Source organism: Pseudomonas putida NBRC 14164 (genome assembly GCF_000412675.1).
In the GTDB taxonomy this organism is placed as follows: domain Bacteria; phylum Pseudomonadota; class Gammaproteobacteria; order Pseudomonadales; family Pseudomonadaceae; genus Aquipseudomonas; species Aquipseudomonas putida.
Genome location: NC_021505.1, coordinates 1,204,172 through 1,224,323, shown reverse-complemented (window position 1 = coordinate 1,224,323; position 20,152 = coordinate 1,204,172). Strand labels below are relative to the sequence as shown.

Sequence of the window (20,152 nt, the reverse complement as noted above, 5' to 3'; positions counted from 1 at the left end):
GTTTCGCATGGGGCGGCTATCATACCCCGCTATTGCCCTTTATGCCGCATGGAGATCCGGATGCTCGCCTTTGCCCTGCCCTACACACTGCATGTTCTGGCTGCCCTGGTATGGGTTGGCGGCATGTTCTTCGCCTGGCTGGTGCTGCGCCCGGCAACGGTTGCAGCCCTTGAAGGGCCTGCGCGGCTGCGGCTGTGGGTGGAAGTTTTCCGACGCTTCTTCGGCTGGGTCTGGCTGGCGGTGGCGATTTTGGCGATAAGTGGTATCGGCATGTTGCACGTGCGTTTCAGTGGCTTCGAGACTGCGCCGAAGTACGTGCAGGTAATGATCGGTGGCGGCATCGCCATGTTTGCCTTGTTCATGCGCATTCAGGCGCTGCTGCTGCCGGAGCTGAAGACGGCGGTGCAGGCCGAGGACTGGCCGACGGGTGCGGCGGTGCTGGGGCGGATTCGGCGGATGGTGGGGATCAACCTGCTGCTGGGCCTGGCAGTGGTCGCTGTGGCCAGTTCGCGCCTGATGATCTGACAGCTCTCGGAGGCTGGCAGGGCAATGGCCTTGCTTATTATCTGAAAACTTGCGCGATACCTGTGGGAGCGGCCTTGTGTCGCGATTGGGCTGCGAAGCAGCCCCCCCGATTTGCGTATCAGTACTGAAACCCTGGGGCCGCTTCGCGGACCAATCGCGACACAAGGCCGCTCCCCCAAAGGATGCCGCCCACAGTGCTCAGAGGTGCTGCAGAATCAGCTCACCTGCGGCGCCTGCCAGGCCGGGCTGCCCAGGCTGCCCTGGCCGGCCATTGGCGCCAGCATCGGTGCTGTACACCAGGCAACCCTTGCTAGCCCCCCCTTTACCCGCCTTGCCCGCCGCCCCGGGCTTGCCTGGGGCGCCACCATCCAGGCGCACGACAACGCGCTCTTGCGCGAAGCCCTGCGGCACGCTCAGGCGAATGCGCCCTCCCGGCGCGCCATCATGCCCGTCGCCGCCGTTATCGCCATTGGCACCACGACTGGCCTGGCCCCAGGTGCAGCCACCCGCCTGGCCGTTGCCACCATCAAGCCCCACATAACCCGGAGCGCCCGCGCCACCGCGGGCATCGATCGCCACCCGTTCGGCATCCACTTCAGCCAGTTTCAGGTCCAGGCTGCGGCCCGGACGAGCTGCCCGCTGATAACTACCCGCCGCCCCGGGGGCACTGAATTCACTGCCCTCACCCAACTTCGCGCTACGCGCCTCGATCACCAGGGGGCTATCGGAGGGTGCGATGGCGATGCGCGCATCACGCCCCAGTTCCAGCTGGTCGACCGTCAATTGCGCAAGCGAGGCAGGCAGCAGCAGGGTTGCCGCATCCGCGACACGCAGGTGCGTGAAGTGCACGCTGGCCGACTTGTCGGGCAGGCGCAGCATGGAATTGGCGGCGACCTCCAGGCTTTCAGCCTGGGCCAGGGGAGCGGCCAACATGGCCAGCAATATCAGATTACGCATTTCGCGGCGCCTCCTGCGCACGGGGAATGGACATGACATGGAAGATACCTGTCAGCAGGATCTGCAAACGGTCGAACCAGCGGTGGCTGCGCCCACGCAGGCTGCCATTGAAGAACAGCACCTCGAGCAGGTGCAAGCCGAACAGGACGATGCCAGCGGCATTGATCAACACATTGAAAGGCACAGGTTGTGGCATCAACTGATTGAACAACACCACACCCCAGAAAGCGACCGTCAGGACCTTGCCCAGGCCCAGGATGAACTTCATACCCCGCCCCTATTGAATGTTGTTATGTCGAGGCGGCCCGTTCGAGCGGGCCGTGCGACCCACATTAACTGCAATGTCAAGTCAGGCGCCAGCACCGCTCAGTTGAGGTGCAGCTCCACCCGTCGGTTGCGCGCGCGGCCCTCCTCGCTTTCGTTATCGGTGACCGGCTGGCTTTCTCCGCGGCCCTGGCTGGTGACCTTGCCCGGCTCCAGGCCCTGACCGATCAGGTACTCGGCAACGCTGCTGGCACGGCGCTCGGAAAGCGCCTGGTTGTAGCTATCGGAACCCACGTTGTCGGTGTGCCCGATCACACTCACCCTGGCTATCGTCGGCGAGTCGAGTTTTGCCACCAGGCCTTGCAGGCGTTGCTGCGCCGCCGGGGTCAGGTCGGCGGAATCGAAGGCAAACATCACCGCACCATTGTCATCGAGGATGATCACCTCTGGCGAGGGCTCAGGTGCAGTGGCGGGCGCCGCTGACGGGTACTCCTTCAGCGGGCACCCCATGTGGTCGACTGCAGTGTTGGCGGGGGTATCGGGGCAATGATCGCGGCGGTCGAAAATACCGTCGCCATCTTCGTCACCATCCTGGGCGTAACAGATCAGCCCACCGGCGATCGCGCCCAGGGCACCGCCACCTGCGGCCCAGGTAGAACTTTCAATAGCGCCCAGGCCGCCACCGACCAGGCCACCCAGCAGGCTGCAGATGGGCCAGGTCCTTTGGTTAAGCGGCGCACTACCATCGCTGTGGGTTGCACAACCCGCGAGCAGGCTGGCAGCCACCAACAACGGCAATGCCGCCTTCGACGTCACACTCATGCTGAATGCTCCTGTGTCATCGGCCACGAACGGCTGACCGGCATGAAGACGCGCCCGCGCCACTGCTCAAGGCACGGGCGCATGCCGTCTACCGCTGGATCTTGATTTCGGTACGGCGGTTCATGGCACGCCCGTCGGCCGTGGCATTGTCCGCCACCGGCTGGGTTTCACCGGCACCTACCACCGAAACGAAGCTGCTGCGCGGTACGCCGCTCTCGATCAGGTAATCGGTTACCGAGTGGGCGCGGCGCTCGGACAGTTTCTGGTTGTAGCTGTCGGAGCCAACGCTGTCGGTATGGCCGCTGACGCTCAGGCGAGCGGATGGCGCTTCCTGCTTCAGACGCGTGGAAATGGTATTGAGGCGCTCTTTGTCACTGGCGGTCAGGCGCGCGGAATCAAACTCGAAGTGCACATCGCGGATGACGATGACTTCCTCCTTCTGCACCACCACTTCTTCCACCACCGCTACCGGCTCAGGCGGGCAGCCGTTGGCATCGACCTGCACACCACGCGGGGTGCCCGGGCACTTGTCACGGCTATCCGGCACGCCGTCGCCATCCTCGTCGCCATCGCCATGGGCCCAGCAATAGCCCGCCGCCAGGCCACCGCCCAGCAACGCACCCCAGCCAGCCCAGCTGGAACTTTCAATAGCGCCCAAAGCGGCGCCGCCTACACCCCCGACGGCGGCACATTTCGGCCAGTCGGTTTTTTGCAAACCTGCACAACCAGTCAACACACTGGTGAGCAGTACCAGGGGTAACGCTGTGCGTACTATGCTCATTTCATTGCTTCTCCTAGGGGGAATCGGCATAAGGCCGATCTCTGGGAGTAAAGACCGCGCTTTCCAACCCTGCCAGCAATAAGCCACGACGTGGTCACATGCCTCTTTGCCCACACGCCGCGGCCCGCTAGTCTTGGACGACTTGAACGAGGATTGGCAATGACCGACGGTTTTTCCCAACGCACGCCGCAGCAAGCCCTGGCGGCCCTGCTCGAACGCTTCACCCCGCAACGCCTGCTACTGGTCGGCACGCGCTTCCCGGCGCTGGACGCCTTCGCCCAGGCGCACCCCCAGGTGACGATCGCCACGGCTGCCCCGGGCCCGCTGCCGGCCGGACTGGCGGCCCAACGCTTTGATCTGGCGGTGCTGGTGGACTGCCTGGAACACCTGCCCAAGCGCACCGGCCTGGAACTGCTCGGCGGCATTCGCAACCTCAATGCCAGCCGGGTAGCGGTGCTGGCCGACCTGGCCGCCTGCGGCTGGCAAGACACCGACTTCTTTGCCTTGGCGCTGTCGGCCAGCGAGAAATTCTGCCGTGACCAGCAGGTATTGAGCCTGTTCACCTATGATCTACATGACTACAAGCAGGTCCCGGACTGGCTCAACGCCAGGTTCTGGGCCAACCCTGAAAACTTCGGCAAGTACTGGTGGTGATGATGAGTGTCTCGGTCTGCCCTTGCGGCAGTGGCAACCTGCTCGACGCTTGCTGCGGGCATTACCATGCAGGCACCCCGGCACCGGATGCCCAGGCGCTGATGCGCTCACGCTACAGCGCCTACGTGCTGGGCCTGGTCGACTACCTGGTGGCCACCACCCTGCCGGCCCAGCAAGCCGAACTGGACCAGGCCGCCATGGCGGCCTGGAGCGCCCAGAGCACCTGGCTGGGCCTGGAGGTGGAAGACGCCGAAGTACTGGGCGGCCAGCCGGAGCACGGGTTTGTCACCTTCACCGCGCGCTGGCACGACCAGGATGGCGATCACCAGCACCGTGAACGTTCGGCGTTCGTCCAGCATGCCGGGCGCTGGTATTTCATCGACCCTACGGTTGGGCTGAAGGCCGGGCGCAACGACCCCTGCCCTTGCGCCAGCGGGCAGAAATTCAAGAAATGCTGCGCCAGTTACGTGGGTAGCTGAGCATGATGGCCCGCGCCCGCCTGCTGCTGCCCTGCACACTGATCGCATGCCTGGCCTTGCTGGCGGGCTGTGCCAGTTGGGGGGGTGACGACTGGCGCGAACCCGAAGTGCACCTGGTCGAGGTCGAAACGGTCAAGGCCAGGTTGCTGGAGCAGGAGTTCGTGCTGCACCTACGGGTCGACAACCCCAATGACAGCCGCCTGTTCATCCGCAACCTGTCGTATGCAATACGCCTCAACGACCTGCTGCTGGTGCAGGACGAAGCCAGTGTCTGGCGCAGCGTGGGCGGGCACGCCCGGCGCACCTTCAAGATCACCGCGCGCACCAACCTGTGGCAGCACCTCAAGCCACTGGCCAAGCTGCTCAAAAGCAGGCAGCCGCTGCATTACACCTTGCAGGGCGAACTGGCGACCGGGTTGGTCATCCATCGGGACCTGCACTTATCGCGCAGTGGTGAGATAATCCCCGGCGATCACATCCCGGAGTAACCCTGCAATGTCCCAACAACCCCACGTTCATGGCCCTGACTGCAACCACGACCATGATCATGACCACCACCACGATCATGGCCATGTACACGGCCCGCACTGCAACCACGGCCACCAGGAGCCGGTACGCAACGCCCTGAAGGACGTTGGCCGTAACGACCCTTGCCCGTGCGGTAGCGAGAAAAAGTTCAAGAAGTGCCACGGCGCCTGATCGACTGGCTCGATTAAAAAGCTGCTACGCGGCCTTTCGCCGGGTCGCCCCCAGCAAGTCCTGGTACCAGAGCCCCGCGTCATAGGCGATGGTGACCAGGGTGGTCGCGGCATACCGCGGGTGCTGTGCCATGCGCTGGGCAACAGCGAGGCAGGCTGCGGCGGTATTCCCCACGAAAATGCCACTTTGCATGTAGAACCAGCGCTGTGCGGCCAGCATTTCGGCGTGCTGCACCTGAGCCCGTTCGTCCACCAGCGACCAGTCCATGAAGGGTGGGCAAACACCCACCGCCATGCCTTCAAAGCGATGGTCCGTGAACACGCCCGCCCTTGAATCACAACCGCTGGGGTCGACCAACACCGTCGAAACGTCAAAACCGTGGTCCTTCAGCCCCAGGGTAATGCCTGTGAAACTTGCGCCAGTGCCGGCGCAGCCGACAAACAGGATTTCCCGCCCGGCCCCGATGTTGGTCAATTGCACGGCAAGCTCACTGGCCGTCTGGTAACGATGGGCTTCAATGCCCACCGGGTTGTTGAATTGATCGGTGTAGAAATAGGACTTGCCCAGTGCGGCCTGGTTCTCCAGGTGATGCATCACGACATCCTTGGGTGTGGCGCCGGCCACCAGCATCTCTTTGCCGATCAGCCTGGCACCAAAACACTCCAGCAAATCCCGTTTGGTCTGGCTGAAGCCAAGCCCTACCGCCAGTTCCACGGCCACCTGATACTTGTGGCAGGCCGCCAGCAAGCCGAAACCGAAACTGCCGCCGGTTTTTTCAATGACCGTGGTCACACCCGGGATGATGTCGCCGTTGCGCAGGGCATGCTCGACAATGTGCCGGGCTGCCCGGTATTTGTGGCTGCCGCCTGGATTGTTCATTTCCAGTTTGGTGTAGATGCGTTCGCTGACGCTGATGAGCTCGCTCATTTGCGGCTACCTTCCATTGACGTGTGCAGGCAGGCCTTGTTCTGCAGCAGGCCGGCAGTGGCGAAGAGCAAACCGATGCAAAGGGCCATGCAAATGGCATTGGTGCCATCCCAGCCAACCGTACTCAGCAACAGCGAAGGGCTGAACGCACCGACGGTTGCCAGAATGGCAATGGCGAGGTCGTTCTTGCCCTGCATCTGCATCGCTGCCGGGCTGTTTTGCAGCGACTGGGCCAGCAATGCGCCGCCGCCCACATACGTGAGGTTCCAGCCCAGCCCGAGGGCAATCAGCGCCAGGGTCATCATGGCGTAGCTGTGCGACCAGATATTCAGCGCCGAGCAACCGATCAACAGTGCCAGCCCGGCACAGATGGTGGTCTTGATGCCCAGCTTCTGAATGATTGCGCCGGTAAAGAATGACGGTGCAAACATGGCAACCACATGCCACTGGATGGCCAGGCGGACATCAGAGAAGTCCTCATGCATGTGTTTCATGTGCATCGATGCCTGAATCATGAGCAGGTTCATGATCCCGTAGCTCAGCGCCGCAACCGCCATGGCAACTTTCACCGACGGGCTGAACGGTTCGCGGGGAGTGGCCGATTTTTCCGCGTGCTGACTGGCTTTGGCGATGCCGGCATCGTCGGGCAGGCAAACGGCAATCAACAGCGACATCAGCGCAAGGCCAACAAACGAGGCATAGCACAGCGAAAATAGCGGGTACCCACCCACGTCCCTCAGCCACTCGGTCAGAGTCGGCCCCACCACGGCTGCAATCACGCCCCCCGCCACCACCAGTGAAAGGGCCTTGGGCTTGAGGCTCTGGGCCAGGTTGTCAGTGGCCGCGAAGCGGTTGAAGTTGGCGAAGGCGATGTAAACGCCCAACGCTGAATGGCTCAGTACCAGCAGCTGGAAGTGCTGGTATTCCACGGCCAGATAACCGCTGACACCAGAAGCCGCCAAGGGGATCGACCCCAGCATGAAGGCTTTCTTGCGACCGATACGGCTCATCAACCTGGAGACCGGGTACGTTGCCAGCATCAGGCAGAGAAACTGGAACCCGTAGGGCACGGTGGACCACGCAGCAGCCGGCGCCAATGCGGCCCCGACGATGGCGGCCATGGTCACGGACATGACAGCGGTCGTCAGGTTGATCGACTGTGCGGTGAAGTACAGGTAGGTACGCCGCGGGAGTGTGCTGTTCATAGCGCAGGCTCGTGATAGGTGGAAACATCGATTTCGGCATCCGGGAACACGCAGATCAGCCGCTCTTTGCCTTTGCCCAGGCGTTTGCGGCGCACGGACACGCGCCCGATCCGCCGAGGCGACTCAAGGTGTGTGCCACCACACGGGATTTCGATGCCGTTGTAGGTCCACAGGCGCGCGTCTTCCAGGCCCTGCACCGCGTAGTGTTCGATGGGCGCATCGCAGGCGATCAGCTCATTTGCGCGCCGTTCTATCTCCACCACGTCTTCGGCAGTGAATGCGTCTTCGACCAGAAAGTCGAAACGCGCCGAGTCTTCCTTGATATGGCAGCCGATGGTCCACTGTTTCAGTTCTTCACGCAGGCTGATGGCGGCGGCATACAGGAAGTGACTGGCACTGTGAGACAGCGTCAACCGTTCGCGTCGGTCAATATCTATAGTGACGCGGGCCGGCATGCCAACGGTGACTTCATCCAGCAGGTGCAAGTCATCAGGGTGCAGGCTGTGAATAATGATGCCGCCCAGTTTTCCGCCTTTGAAACCTTCCAGGCGAATAGGGCTACCGTAGAGTTTTTTAACCCAGACAAAGCGCACAGTGCCTATCGGTAGTTCAATCGTGCCGACGTCAGCTTCCTGGCCGCCACCTTCGGGATAGGCCACGGTACTCTGCAATTCGATACCGTCACTGTGTACCCGCGTTACTTGAGTATTCGCACCCGCCAGGTATTGGTCCTTGTAATAAAGTTTCTCGGTATTGCGCAACACTTCATAATTCAGGGAATTCATGGTTCCAATACCACCTGCAGTGATGTTTTTACCTGCACACGGGCAGCGGCAGGGACGTCTTTGGTAATGATGCAGCCCGGCCCGATGAAGGCGCCGTCGCCGACGTGGATAGCACCCAGCACACTGGCGAACGCGCCGATCTGTACCCGGTTGCCCAAGGTCGGGTGCCTGGGGCTCGAAGGGTTGTCACTGATACCCCGGGCGCCCAGGGTGACGCCGCCCAGCACGTAGCAATCGTCACCAATGGTCGATGTTTCACCAATGACGGTGCCCATGCCGTGATCGATGATGAAGCGCGCACCGATACGGCTGCGGAAATGAATCTCCGCCCCCGAGAGCATTTTTCCGCGCCTGGAGATCATGGCGGCCAGGCACTGGCCGCCAGCACCGTAGGTAGAAGCCGTATTGCAGTAGACCCAGTGGGCAAGCCGATAGTGCAAAACCGCAGAATAAGAGGTGTAAGTTCTTGCAATAAATACCAGGTCGCGGCCAGCCGCTGGATCTTTTTGGGCAAAGGCCTGCAAGTCGGCATGGGCCTGTTCGGAAACACTTTCAATAATCAGTGTTTCTTTCAGCGCTTCGAACTCGTCGATTGAACAGCATTCCAATAACGCCGAGGTCACAAGATTCTTGACTACTTTGAATGACGCCAGTTCGTCAGGCAAAGGGAGCCTGGCAATGACGGCAGATTGCATGTCCATAGTATGCATGGGCTTGATATCCAGTTGTCTGGTCTGCACAGACGCTAAAAGTGCCGCCTTTGCTGGCAGCCGAAAGTTCCGACAAGGGGATAGTGGCAGGTACTGGCCATTTGCAAACGAACAGTCGACAAGCATTTCCGTTAACTGTTAGGCTTTTTTTTCTAACGGTTTCGGACCTGCCATGAACCCCTCCAGCCTTCATCACCTGTTGAAACAGCGCCTGGATGCAGGCGAGTGGTCGCCAGGGCAACGCATGCCCTCCATTCGCAAACTCACGGCCGCTGTCGATTTCAGTTACCACGACGTGGTATCGGCGTATGCCCAGCTGGTCAGCGAAGGTGTGTTGACGGCCTCGCCCGGCCGCGGCTACTTCGTCGCCAACCGCAGCCGGCAGACGAGCGTGATCCACGAGCCCGAGTGCATGGCCGGCGATCCGCTGTTCCGGCTGCTGCAGGGCGGGCAGCACTACACCAAACTGGGCAGCGGCTGGCTGCCGCCGGCGTGGCGCGACACCGAGCTGCTGGCCAAGGCGATTCGTCGCACCGCGCGGCTGGAGCAAAGCTCGCTGGCAGAGTACGGCGACATCCAGGGTTACCTGCCCATGCGCAAACAGCTGTGCGTGCACATGAAACGGCTGACCCGTGTCGAAGCCCGCCCCAACCAGTTGCTGACCACCCTGGGCGCCACGCAAGGCCTGGACCTGGTAGCCCGGTTGCTGATCAAGCCAGGCGACCACGTGTTCGTCGACGAGCCGGGCAACGGCAACCTGATCAAGCTGATCCAGCTGGCGGGTGGGCACGTCGTCGGTATCCGGCGGACCCAGGACGGGCCGGATGTGGAGGAAATGCGGCGCTACCTGGCCATCCACAAGGTCAGAGCGTTCTTCTGCAACAGCACCTTCCACAACCCGACCGGCAGCAACATCAGCCCGCACAACGCCTTCAGCGTGCTACGCCTGGCGGTGGAGCACGAGTTCTACGTGGTCGAGGATGATGTGTATGGCGACTTCAGCCCTGCCGTGCGCCAGACCTTCGCCGAGCTGGACAACCTTGACCGGGTCATCTACATCGGCAGTTTTTCCAAATGCCTGTCCGCCTCGTTGCGCGTGGGCTTCATCGCCTGCTCGCAAGACCTGATAGAACCGCTGACCCGCCTGAAACTGCTGACCTGCGTGGCCGTGCCTGCGTTTTGCGAGCGCTTCGTCAACACCATATTGTCGGACGGCACCTATGCCCGGCACATGAAGGATGTACAGCAGCGCCTGATCCGGCAGCAAGTCCAGACCCAACGATTGTTGCTCGAGCGCGGCTGGCAGTTCGAGATCGCGCCGCAAGGGGGCATGTTCCTCTGGGTCTACCACCCGGACCTGCCCGACCTGCAACCTCTGGTGCGCAAACTGGAGCAGCACAAGATTCTGCTGATGCCTGGCTCTGCATTCGCGGTCACCCGTGACTACCGACGCTATGCGCGTATCAATTGCACGCATTTTTCCGACACGCTGGCAGACCACTTCAACGTTTGAGCCCGCGCAGGCAAATAAACCGACACAGGACCTTGCACGGCGCCTGCGCGCTTACTACCTTAGCGCCTTTCGAAACCCGCCTCGCCTTGCAGGAGCCCTTGTCATGGCCGCCCCCGCCTTTCCTCCCTTCCGCCTGCGGTTTGCAACCGCCGCCACGCTGCTCGGCATGCTCGGGCTGGCCGGCTGCCAGACGGGCGGCCACCAGGACAGCGTGCCACCGACCAGCGGCGTGCAGCCGCTCAAAGGCCTGGCGCAGAACGTCTCGATCCGCCGCAACGCCATGGGCGCGCCATTGATCGAAAGCAGCAGCTTCCATGATGCGCTGTTCAGCCTGGGCTACGTGCACGCGGGCGACCGTATCGAACAGATGGTCGCCATGCGCCTGCTCGCCCAAGGCCGCCTGGCCGAACTGGCCGGCAGCGACGCGCTGGACATCGACCGCCTGATGCGCGCTGCCAACCTCAAGCAGAGCGCCGCCCAGCAATACGCCGACGCATCGCCACGGCTCAAGCGCTTCTTCGAAGTATATGCGCGCGGGGTCAACGCCTACCTGTTCCGCTACCGCGACAAGCTGCCGGCCGACCTTGCCAACAGCGGCTATCGCCCCGAGTACTGGAAGCCCGAAGACTCGGCGCTGATCTTCTGCCTGTACGCGTTCAGCCAGTCGGTGAACCTGCAGGAAGAACTGAGCGCCCTGACCCTGGCGCAGAAAGCCGGCAGCGACAAGCTGGCCTGGTTGCTGCCCGGAGCACCGGATGAGCCGTTGGCCGAAACGGAAGTGGACAAACTCAAGGGCCTGAACCTGGCCAGCCAGTTGCCGGGCCTGCCAGCGCTGGCGGCCGCCAGCCAGAAACTGGCCGACCTTGACCTGCTCGGCAGCCCGGGCTCTGCCAACCTGGCGCTGGGCCCGCAGCGCAGCCGCAGTGGCAAGAGCCTGCTGGCCAGCGACAGCCGCGCCGCCTGGGCCCTGAGCCCGGTGCAAATCCACACGGGCAAGTACCAGGTTGCCGGCCTGTCGTTGCCCGGCCTGCCGATCGTGCTGGCTGGCTACAACGGCAAGCTGGCCTGGAGCAGCAGCGCCGTGATGGCCGACAACCAGGACCTGTACCTGGAGCAACTGCGTCGGCAGGGCAGCCAGCTGACCTACCTCGCCGATGGCAAATGGCTGCCGGCCCGCGCCCGTAGCGAAACCTTCTTCGTCCGCGGCCAGCGCCCGCTGCGCGAGGTGATGTACGACACCCGCCACGGGACCCTGCTGGCCCAACCTGATAACGCCAGCCTGGGCCTGGCGCTGAACCTGCCACAGTTCAAGGGCGACCGCAGCCTGGATGCACTGTTTGACCTGACCCGTGCCAAGAACGTCGAGCGCGCCTTCGACAGCACCCGTGAAGTGACCGCCGCCGCCCTCAACTTCGTCTTCGCCGAGCCCGACCATATCGGCTGGCAGGTCAGCGGCCGTTACCCCAACCGCCGCGAAGGCCAGGGCCTGCTGCCCTCGCCGGGCTGGGACGGGCGCTATGACTGGGACGGCTATGCCGACCCAATGCTGCACCCCTACGACCAGGACCCACCCGCCGGCTGGATCGGCCACGCCAACCAGCGCAGCCTGCCACGTGGTTATGGGATGCAGTTGTCCAGCACCTGGTACTACCCGGAACGCGCTGAACGCCTGGCCCAGCTGGCCGGCAATGGCCGCCACGACAGCCGCAGCCTGATGGCCCTGCAGAACGACCAGGTGACCCTGCTGGCCGCCAAGCTCAAGCAGATGTTCGATGCCCCTGGCATGGCCCAGCCACTGAAACAGGCGATCGATACCCTGCCCGCCGCACAGCGCGACAAGGCCAAAGACGCGCTGGCCCGGCTGAAAGCTTTCGACGGCCGTCTGAGCCCGGTGTCGGCTGACGCAGCGCTGTACGAGCTGTTTCTCCAGGAAGTTGCACGGCAAACGTTCCTCGACGACCTCGGCCCGGAGTCCGGCCCGGCGTGGCAGGCGTTCGTCAGCAATGCCCGGTTGTCGTTCTCGGCGCAGGCCGATCACCTGCTGGGGCGCGACGACAGCCCGTTCTGGGATGACCGCAGCACCCCGCAGAAAGAAGACAAACCCACCATCCTCGCCCGCAGCCTGGCTGGCGCGGTGGATGCCGGCAACGCACAACTGGGTGCCGACCGCCGCGCCTGGCAGTGGGGCAAGCTGCACCAGTACCGCTGGCCGGCACCGGCCTACCATGGCCTGGGCGATGCCACCAGCCGTTCGCCGCTGGCCGCTGGCGGCGATTTCACGACCCTGGCCCTCACGCCGTACGCCTGGGGCAGCGACTTCGACACCCGTCTGCCCGCCTCGGCGCGGATGATCGTCGACTTCGGCCAGGCCGAACCTTTGCAGGTGCTGACCAGCAGCGGCCAGTCCGGCAACCCTGCCAGCGCGCACTACAGCGACGGGCTGGATGCCTGGTTCAAAGGGCGCTTCATGAGCCTGCCGCTACAGCCGCAGAACTTCGCCAGGGCGTATGGCAACCCGCGGCTTACGTTGGTGCCCGGCAAATAAACGGCATTGCCTGCTTTGGGGCTGCTTGGCAGCCCCAACCATTTCCTGTCGAACTTCCCTTCACCCGCGTGGCTCCTAACTGGTAACTCCAAACCGGCGCCCATGCCATGGACCTCGTCATCGCCCGCCCTGAAGGCCTGTACTGCCCGCCCGGTGATTTCTACATAGACCCTTGGCGGCCCGTGGACCGCGCCGTGATCACGCATGGCCACGGTGACCATGCACGCACCGGCAATGGCCATTATCTGACCGCCAGCCCCGGCGCCGGTATCCTGCGCAGCCGCCTGGGCCAGGGTATCAATTTGCAGACCCTGCCCTATGGCGAGCGCCTGATACACCATGGTGTGACCCTGAGCCTGCACCCGGCCGGGCATGTGCTGGGCTCGGCGCAGGTGCGCCTGGAGCATCAGGGCCAAGTCTGGGTCGCCTCTGGGGACTACAAGGTAGAGCCCGATGGCACCTGCACCCCCTTCGAACCGGTGCCGTGCCACACCTTCATCACCGAATCGACCTTCGGCCTGCCTATCTACCGCTGGCCAAGCCAGGGTGAGATCTTCGCCGGCATCAATGCCTGGTGGCGGGCCAACAGCGAACAGGGCAAGGCCAGCGTGCTGTTCTGCTATGCCTTCGGCAAGGCCCAGCGCATTCTGCATGGGCTGGACCCCAGCATCGGCCCGATCCTCGTGCATGGCGCCGTCGAGCCGCTCAACCGGGTGTACCGGGACGCCGGTATACACCTGCCGCAGACCCACTATGCCGGCGATATCCCGCGCAACGACCCTTTGCTGCGCCAGGCGCTGGTCCTGGCACCACCCTCGGCCGGTGGCAGCAGCTGGATGCGCCGCTTCGGCGAGTACAGCGACGCCTTCGCCAGCGGCTGGATGCTGTTGCGCGGCGCCCGCCGACGGCGCGGCGTGGACCGGGGCTTCGTGCTCTCGGACCATGCCGACTGGCCCGGCCTGCTGTGGGCAATCGGCGAGACCGGCGCCGAACGGGTGATGGTTACCCACGGCTCGGTCAATGTGCTGGTGCGCTACCTCAACGAACAAGGCCTTGATGCCCGCGCCTTCGCCACCGAGTACGGCGACGAGGACGACGTCGCCACTACCGAACCTGCACCATGAAAGCCTTCGCCACGTTGTACCTGCGCCTGGACGCGACCACGTCCAGCAATGCCAAGCTTGAGGCCCTGCGCGACTATTTCGCCAGTGCCCCCGCCGGGGATGCGGCCTGGGCCGTGTACTTTCTGGCCGGCGGGCGCCCGCGCCAGCTGGTGCCCACGCGCGTGTTACGCGAACAGGCAACGGCAGAGGCCGGGTTACCGGACTGGCTCTTTGAAGAGAGCTACCAGGCAGTCGGTGACCTGGCCGAAACCATTTCGCTGTTGGTGCCCGTACACGCCGATGGCAGCAATGAAGGCCTTGCCACCTGGGTGGAGCAGTATTTGCTGCCGCTGCGGGGGCTATCGCCTGAGCAGGTTCAGCAGCGCCTGCAGCCACTGTGGGCGCAGCTGGACCGCCCCAGCCTGATGCTGTGCCTGAAGCTGATCACGGGCAGTTTTCGCGTGGGCGTGTCCAAGCTGCTGGTCACCCGCGCCCTGGCACAACTGGCCGGGCTTGACGCCAAACGCGTCGCCCAGCGGATGGTCGGCTATACCGATATCAGCCACCGCCCAACGGCGGCCAGCTACCAGAGGCTGGTTGCCGCCGAGTCGGCCGATGAACACAGCCAGCGCGGCGGCCAGCCCTACCCGTTCTTCCTGGCGCACCCGCTGCAAGCGCCAACGGAACAGTTCGACACACTGCTTGGGCCGCCAAGTGCCTGGCAGATCGAGTGGAAATGGGACGGCATTCGCGCCCAGGTGGTCAAGCGCGAGGGCCAACTGTGGGTCTGGTCGCGTGGCGAAGAGCTGGTTACCGAACGCTTCCCCGAGCTGCACAGCCTGGCGCAGACGTTACCCGATGGCGTGGTGCTGGACGGTGAAATCCTGGTATGGAAGCCAGGCGATACCCCCGCTGAACTGGCCGTCCAGCCTTTTGCCCTGTTACAGCAGCGCATCGGTCGCAAGACGCTGGGCAAAAAATTGCTGAGCGATGCCCCGGTGGTCCTGCAAGCCTACGACCTGCTGGAGTGGCAAGGCGAGGACTGGCGCAACCGGCCGCAGCACGAGCGCCGCCGGCAGCTGGAACGGTTGGTGGAAGACCACCCACTGGCCCCGGTGCTGCTTTCGCCCCTGCTTGATGGCCCGGACTGGGCTGACCTCGCCCGCCAGCGCGAGCAATCACGCAGCCTGGGTGTCGAGGGCCTGATGCTCAAGCAACGTGAAGCCTTGTACGGCGTTGGGCGTACCAAGGATATGGGTATCTGGTGGAAGTGGAAGATCGACCCGTTCAGCGTCGATGCCGTGCTGATATATGCCCAGCGCGGCCACGGCCGGCGGGCCAGCCTGTACAGCGACTACACCTTCGCCGTGTGGGACGCACCGGCCGGCACCCCGGGGCGCGCACTGGTGCCCTTTGCCAAGGCCTACTCCGGGCTCAGTGACGAAGAAATGCGCAAGGTCGACGCCATTATCCGCAAGACCACGGTGGAAACCTTCGGCCCGGTGCGCAGTGTGACGCCGACGTTGGTGTTCGAACTGGGCTTCGAAGGCATCGCATTATCGAAACGCCATAAAAGCGGCATCGCCGTGCGCTTTCCGCGCATGCTGCGCTGGCGGCTGGACAAGCCGGTGGAAGAGGCAGATGACCTGGCGACCTTGCAGGCATTGCTGGCCTGAGGCGATTCCGGCCCCCGGCCTCTTCGCGGGCATGCCCGCTCCCACAGGTTACCGCGCCAGACCCGGATCCTGCACAGTACCTGTGGGAGCGGGCGTGCCCGCGAAGAAGCCTGCGCGGTGACCGGAGCGAAAGCGAGGAGGCGCAAGGCCAAAAACTATGCTTCTATCTTTGTGCCGACCCGTGTCGCAGACCGTATTCGCCACGCACCCAGGACCACCATGCACCATTCAACACACGACCTGCTCTCACCCGTTCCGGGCATTACCCGCCAACTGCACAGCTTTCACTTCGGCCCCCGCGGTGGTGGCAAGGTCTATATACAGGCCTCGCTGCACGCCGACGAGCTACCGGGCATGCTGGTGGCCTGGCACCTCAAACGCCGCCTGGCGGAACTTGAACAACAAGGCCGCCTGCAACGTGAAATCATCCTGGTACCGGTGGCCAACCCGGTCGGCCTGGAGCAAGTGCTGCTGGATGCGCCACTGGGGCGCTTCGAACTGCAAAGCGGCGAGAACTTCAACCGCAATTTCGTCGACCTGTCGGACAGCATCGGCGACCAGATCGAAGAACACCTGACCCAGGACCCGGCCCACAACATCGCACTTATCCGCGAATACCTGCGCCGCGGGCTGGACGCACACCCGGCCCGCACACCGCTGCAGGCCCAGCGCCTGATCCTGCAGCGGCTGGCCTGCGACGCCGACATGGTGCTGGACCTGCACTGCGATTTCGAGGCGGTCGAGCACCTGTACACCACTCCAGACGCTTGGCCGCAGATCGAGCCCCTGGCCCGCTACCTTGGGGCCCAGGCCAGCCTGCTGGCCACCGACTCGGGCGGACAGTCGTTCGACGAATGCTTCAGCCTTGTCTGGTGGCAGTTGCAACAACGCTTCGGCAAGCGCTTCCCGATTCCGCTGGGCTGCTGCTCGGTGACCGTCGAGTTGCGCGGCCAGGCGGATGTCTGTCATGACCTGGCCAGCAAGGATTGCCAAGCGATAATCAACTTCCTGACCCACGCGGGTGTAATCGAAGGCGCCAGCCCCTCCTTGCCAGCCTTGCTCCACCCCGCCACGCCGCTGGCCGCTGTGGAACCGGTGTCGACCCCACTCGGCGGCTTGCTGGTGTATCACGCCAAACCCGGGCAGCACCTGGAAGCCGGCCAGTTGATCGCAGAAATCATCGACCCGCTCAGCGACCGGGTGACCGCAGTGCGTAACAGCCAGCCGGGCCTGCTGTACGCCCGCAGCGTGCGACGCATGGCAACGGCTGGCATGGTCATCGCCCATGTGGCCGGCGAGCAGGTGTGCCGCAGCGGCTATTTGCTGGGCAACTGATTCGGTAAAACCATTGCCCCTGGCAGATGGTCTGTAGAAGCACACCCTTCGACGGACCACTGCCTCATGCCCGCCGCCACCGACCTTGCCAATGCCTGGTTCGCCAAACGAGGGTGGAAGCCGTTCGCTTTCCAGCGACGCGTGTGGGCAGCTGTCGAGCGTGGAGAGTCTGGCCTGCTGCACGCCAGCACCGGCGCCGGCAAGACCTACGCCCTGTGGCTCGCCGCGCTTCGCGCTTTCAAGCCCAAGCCCCAGGGCAGCCAACCTGTGCCCTTGCAGGTGGTGTGGGTCACGCCCATGCGGGCCTTGGCCGCCGACACTGCGCGCGCCTTGCAGGCGCCGCTCGATGAGCTTGAACTGCCCTGGCGCGTAGGCGTGCGCAGCGGCGACACCGGCAGCGCCGAACGCGCCCGGCAAGCACGGCGCCTGCCCAGCGTGCTGGTCACCACCCCCGAAAGCCTGACCTTGCTGCTGACCCGGGCACAGGCGCGCGAAGATTTCGCCACGCTGCGCCTGGTGGTGGTGGATGAATGGCACGAACTGCTGGGCAACAAGCGCGGTGTACAACTGCAACTGGCGCTGGCCCACCTGCGCCAGTGGCATCCCGACCTGCCCACATGGGGCCTCTCTGCCACGCTTGGCAACCTGCAACACGCGCTGGAGGTGCTGCTGCCGCAAGGCGGCCTGCTGGTGCAGGGCCGCCAGGACAAGGTGCTGCAGGTCGATACCCTGCTGCCGGCGGCAATCGAGCGCTTCCCGTGGGCCGGCCACATGGGCCTGAAGATGCTCGACCAGGTCAGCCAGGAGATCGATGCCAGTGCCAGCTGCCTGGTGTTCACCAACACCCGTGCCCAGGCCGAACTCTGGTACCAGGCCCTGCTTGAAGCCCGCCCCGACTGGGCCGGGCTGATTGCCTTGCACCATGCCTCGCTGGCCCGGGAAACCCGGGACTGGGTCGAGCGCAGCCTCAAGCAGGGCAGCCTGAAGGCAGTGGTCTGTACGTCCAGCCTGGATCTGGGGGTGGACTTCCTGCCAGTGGAGCGGGTGCTGCAAATCGGCTCGGCCAAGGGCATTGCCCGCCTGATGCAGCGGGCTGGCCGCTCCGGCCATGCACCGGGGCGGCGTTCGCGGATAACCCTGGTGCCCACTCACAGCCTGGAACTGGTGGAAGCCGCAGCGGCGCGTCAGGCACTTGCGGCCGGGCACATCGAAGCGCGCGTCTCGCCACGGCTGTGCATGGACGTGCTGGTGCAGCATTTGGTCAGCATGGCCCTGGGCAGTGGCTTTGACGCCGAACAGCTACTGGCCGAAGTGCGCAGCACCTGGGCGTTCGCCGCATTGCGCGACAGCCAGTGGCAATGGGCCCTGGACTTCGTCTGCCACGGCGGCGGCTCACTCAGCGCCTACCCGGACTACCAGCGCGTCGAACGCCAGGCCGATGGCATTTACCGGGTCGCCAGCGAGCGCCTGGCGCGGCGCCATCGCATGAGCATCGGCACCATCGTCAGCGATGCCAACCTGCAACTTAAATATTGGTCCAAGGGCGGCGGGGGCAAGACATTGGGCAGTGTTGAAGAGGCATTCATTTCCCGCCTGAGGCCCGGCGATACGCTGGTATTTGCCGGGCGCGTGCTGGAACTGGTGCGCGTGGAAAACATGACGGCGTATGTGCGTCGCAGCACTGCGCGCAAGGCTGCGGTGGCGCGCTGGAATGGCGGGCGCATGCCGCTGTCCAGCGAACTGGCCGACGCGTTGGTCGAACAGCTCGATGCCGCAGCCCATGAACGCTTCGACGGCCCTGAGATGCGGGCGGTGCGCCCGCTGCTGGCGCTACAGGCCCAATGGTCAGCGTTGCCCACCACCGGCACATTGCTGGCCGAGACGTTCAAATCCCGCCAGGGCTGGCATTTGTTCCTGTACCCGTTTGCCGGGCGCATGGCCAACCTGGGCCTGGCCAACCTGATCGCCTGGCGGGTAAGCCACGTGCAGCCGCTGTCGGTGTCCATTGCTGTCAACGATTACGGGTTCGAACTGCTCAGCCCCGGTAACGTGGACTGGGCGGCGCACTTACCTCAGGCGCTTGCAACCGGGCAATTGCTGGAAGATGTGCTGGCCAGCCTGAATGCGGGAGAAATGGCGTTGCGGCGCTTTCGTGAGATCGCCCAGATAGCCGGGCTGGTGTTTGGCGGGTACCCGGCGGCGCAGAAAAGCACCCGACAGATCCAGGCGTCCAGTGGGCTGTTCTACGAGGTTTTCCGCAAGCATGACGCCGGGAATCTGCTGCTGGGTCAGGCGCGGGATGAGGTGCTGAGCGAGGAGCTGGAAATCGAACGGCTGCATCGGCATTTGCTGAAAATGAACGGCCTGCAACTGGATTTGCGTAGGTTGAAACGGCCAGGGCCGTTGGCGTTTGCCTTGCTGGTGGAAGGCATGCGCGAGACCCTGAGCACCGAAAAACTGGCGGACCGCATTGCGCGGATGGTCGCTGAACTTGAACGCGCGGCAGGCGGGCCAGAATGACCCATCAACCCATCGAGCATTGCGGTCAGACGCTTTGGCTGCTTGCCGACAAGGCCATCTACTGGCCTGCTCGCCGGGCCTTGCTGGTTGCCGACCTGCACATCGGCAAGGCCGCCAGCTATCGCGCCCTGCATCAACCAGTACCGCGCGGCACCACCGCAGCCACCCTCGCCCGGCTAGACGCCCTGCTGGCAGTGCACGACTGCGAGCAACTCATCGTCCTGGGCGACTTTCTCCATGCGCGCACCGCCCGCGCCCCCGCAACGCTGGCCAGGCTTCAGGTGTGGCGGGAGCGGCATGAGCACCTGCATATCGTGCTGATACGCGGCAACCACGATCGCAACGCTGGCGATCCACCCGCTTCGCTGCGCATTGAAGTAAAGGACGAACCCTGGATACTGGAGCCGTTTGCGCTACAGCACGAGCCCCGGCCCCACACGATGCACCCGGTGCTGGCAGGCCATGTACACCCGGCATTCGTCCTGCGCGGGAAGGCCCGCCAGCGCGTGCGATTGCCATGTTTCCTGATCGATGAAGGCGTCAGCCTGCTACCGGCATTCGGAGAATTCACCGGCGGCTGGACAATCGCACCCGGCGCAACCGGCAGGATATACCTGGCCGGCGCAGGGCGGGTCTGGGCGCTGTAACGGTG

Annotated in this window: 20 protein-coding genes; 12 read left to right on the top strand and 8 right to left on the bottom strand. The window is 64.0% G+C overall.

The genetic code is table 11. The annotated features are described in order from the left end of the window. Window positions 1–60: 60 nt before the first annotated feature. Window positions 61–525, top strand: a complete 465-nt coding sequence (locus PP4_RS05415) for a CopD family protein (RefSeq protein WP_016498246.1) — start codon at window positions 61–63, stop codon at window positions 523–525. Window positions 526–723: 198 nt separating this feature from the next. On the opposite strand, the gene PP4_RS05410 is transcribed toward PP4_RS05415, so the two are convergent. From PP4_RS05410 to PP4_RS05395, 4 genes are all read right to left on the bottom strand, one after another. Next, window positions 724–1,482 (bottom strand): hypothetical protein, encoded by a 759-nt coding sequence (locus PP4_RS05410; protein ID WP_016498245.1) that lies wholly within the window; start codon window positions 1,480–1,482, stop codon window positions 724–726. Beyond that, on the bottom strand, window positions 1,475–1,750 hold the full coding sequence (locus PP4_RS05405) for a DUF1145 domain-containing protein (RefSeq protein WP_016498244.1): 276 nt from the start codon (window positions 1,748–1,750) through the stop codon (window positions 1,475–1,477). Before PP4_RS05405 ends, PP4_RS05410 begins: the two co-directional genes overlap by 8 nt. A 98-nt stretch (window positions 1,751–1,848) precedes the next feature. Next, window positions 1,849–2,568, bottom strand: coding sequence for an OmpA family protein (locus PP4_RS05400; protein ID WP_016498243.1), 720 nt, complete (start codon window positions 2,566–2,568; stop codon window positions 1,849–1,851). An 88-nt stretch (window positions 2,569–2,656) separates the two neighbouring features. After that, entirely contained in the window at window positions 2,657–3,349 is a 693-nt protein-coding gene (locus PP4_RS05395) for an OmpA family protein (RefSeq protein ID WP_016498242.1), read from the bottom strand. A 159-nt stretch (window positions 3,350–3,508) separates the two neighbouring features. Here PP4_RS05395 and PP4_RS05390 point away from each other — a divergent pair, with 159 nt between their 5' ends. From PP4_RS05390 to PP4_RS05375, 4 genes are read left to right on the top strand one after another with little or no spacing between them, the layout of a single operon-like run. Further along, entirely contained in the window at window positions 3,509–4,003 is a 495-nt protein-coding gene (locus PP4_RS05390) for a DUF6231 family protein (RefSeq protein WP_016498241.1), read from the top strand. 2 nt (window positions 4,004–4,005) lie between these two features. Next, on the top strand, window positions 4,006–4,482 hold the full coding sequence (locus tag PP4_RS05385) for a YchJ family protein (protein WP_016498240.1): 477 nt from the start codon (window positions 4,006–4,008) through the stop codon (window positions 4,480–4,482). A 2-nt stretch (window positions 4,483–4,484) separates the two neighbouring features. Continuing rightward, window positions 4,485–4,970, top strand: coding sequence for an LEA type 2 family protein (locus PP4_RS05380; protein ID WP_016498239.1), 486 nt, complete (start codon window positions 4,485–4,487; stop codon window positions 4,968–4,970). A gap of 7 nt (window positions 4,971–4,977) precedes the next feature. Further along, window positions 4,978–5,181, top strand: a complete 204-nt coding sequence (locus tag PP4_RS05375; RefSeq protein WP_019471879.1) for an SEC-C metal-binding domain-containing protein — start codon at window positions 4,978–4,980, stop codon at window positions 5,179–5,181. A gap of 24 nt (window positions 5,182–5,205) precedes the next feature. Here the strand turns inward: PP4_RS05375 and PP4_RS05370 are convergent, their stop codons facing one another. From PP4_RS05370 to PP4_RS05355, 4 genes are read right to left on the bottom strand one after another with little or no spacing between them, the layout of a single operon-like run. Beyond that, complete coding sequence (locus PP4_RS05370; protein WP_016498237.1) at window positions 5,206–6,108, bottom strand: pyridoxal-phosphate dependent enzyme; 903 nt, start codon at window positions 6,106–6,108, stop codon at window positions 5,206–5,208. Continuing rightward, on the bottom strand, window positions 6,105–7,313 hold the full coding sequence (locus tag PP4_RS05365; protein WP_016498236.1) for an MFS transporter: 1,209 nt from the start codon (window positions 7,311–7,313) through the stop codon (window positions 6,105–6,107). The genes PP4_RS05370 and PP4_RS05365 overlap by 4 nt, the downstream gene beginning before the upstream one ends. Then, on the bottom strand, window positions 7,310–8,098 hold the full coding sequence (locus PP4_RS05360) for an alanyl-tRNA editing protein (protein WP_016498235.1): 789 nt from the start codon (window positions 8,096–8,098) through the stop codon (window positions 7,310–7,312). Before PP4_RS05360 ends, PP4_RS05365 begins: the two co-directional genes overlap by 4 nt. Next, a complete protein-coding gene (locus PP4_RS05355) occupies window positions 8,095–8,808 on the bottom strand; it encodes a serine O-acetyltransferase (RefSeq protein ID WP_016498234.1) in 714 nt (237 codons plus the stop codon). The genes PP4_RS05360 and PP4_RS05355 overlap by 4 nt, the downstream gene beginning before the upstream one ends. Window positions 8,809–8,980: 172 nt before the next feature. Between PP4_RS05355 and PP4_RS05350 the strand changes: the two genes are divergently transcribed. The 7 genes from PP4_RS05350 (at window position 8,981) to pdeM (ending at window position 20,147) form a co-directional block, all read left to right on the top strand. Further along, entirely contained in the window at window positions 8,981–10,321 is a 1,341-nt protein-coding gene (locus PP4_RS05350; protein ID WP_016498233.1) for an aminotransferase-like domain-containing protein, read from the top strand. Between the two features lie 103 nt (window positions 10,322–10,424). Then, window positions 10,425–12,866, top strand: a complete 2,442-nt coding sequence (locus tag PP4_RS05345; protein ID WP_016498232.1) for a penicillin acylase family protein — start codon at window positions 10,425–10,427, stop codon at window positions 12,864–12,866. A gap of 107 nt (window positions 12,867–12,973) precedes the next feature. Further along, window positions 12,974–13,990, top strand: a complete 1,017-nt coding sequence (locus tag PP4_RS05340; RefSeq protein WP_016498231.1) for a ligase-associated DNA damage response exonuclease — start codon at window positions 12,974–12,976, stop codon at window positions 13,988–13,990. Next, window positions 13,987–15,645 (top strand): ATP-dependent DNA ligase, encoded by a 1,659-nt coding sequence (locus tag PP4_RS05335; protein WP_016498230.1) that lies wholly within the window; start codon window positions 13,987–13,989, stop codon window positions 15,643–15,645. The genes PP4_RS05340 and PP4_RS05335 overlap by 4 nt, the downstream gene beginning before the upstream one ends. 219 nt (window positions 15,646–15,864) lie before the next feature. After that, window positions 15,865–16,980: a succinylglutamate desuccinylase/aspartoacylase family protein gene (locus PP4_RS05330; protein WP_016498229.1), complete on the top strand. Its 1,116-nt coding sequence runs from the start codon at window positions 15,865–15,867 to the stop codon at window positions 16,978–16,980. Between the two features lie 66 nt (window positions 16,981–17,046). After that, window positions 17,047–19,500 (top strand): ligase-associated DNA damage response DEXH box helicase, encoded by a 2,454-nt coding sequence (locus PP4_RS05325; protein WP_016498228.1) that lies wholly within the window; start codon window positions 17,047–17,049, stop codon window positions 19,498–19,500. Beyond that, entirely contained in the window at window positions 19,497–20,147 is a 651-nt protein-coding gene (pdeM, locus tag PP4_RS05320; RefSeq protein ID WP_016498227.1) for a ligase-associated DNA damage response endonuclease PdeM, read from the top strand. The genes PP4_RS05325 and pdeM overlap by 4 nt, the downstream gene beginning before the upstream one ends. The last annotated feature ends 5 nt before the right edge of the window (window positions 20,148–20,152 follow it).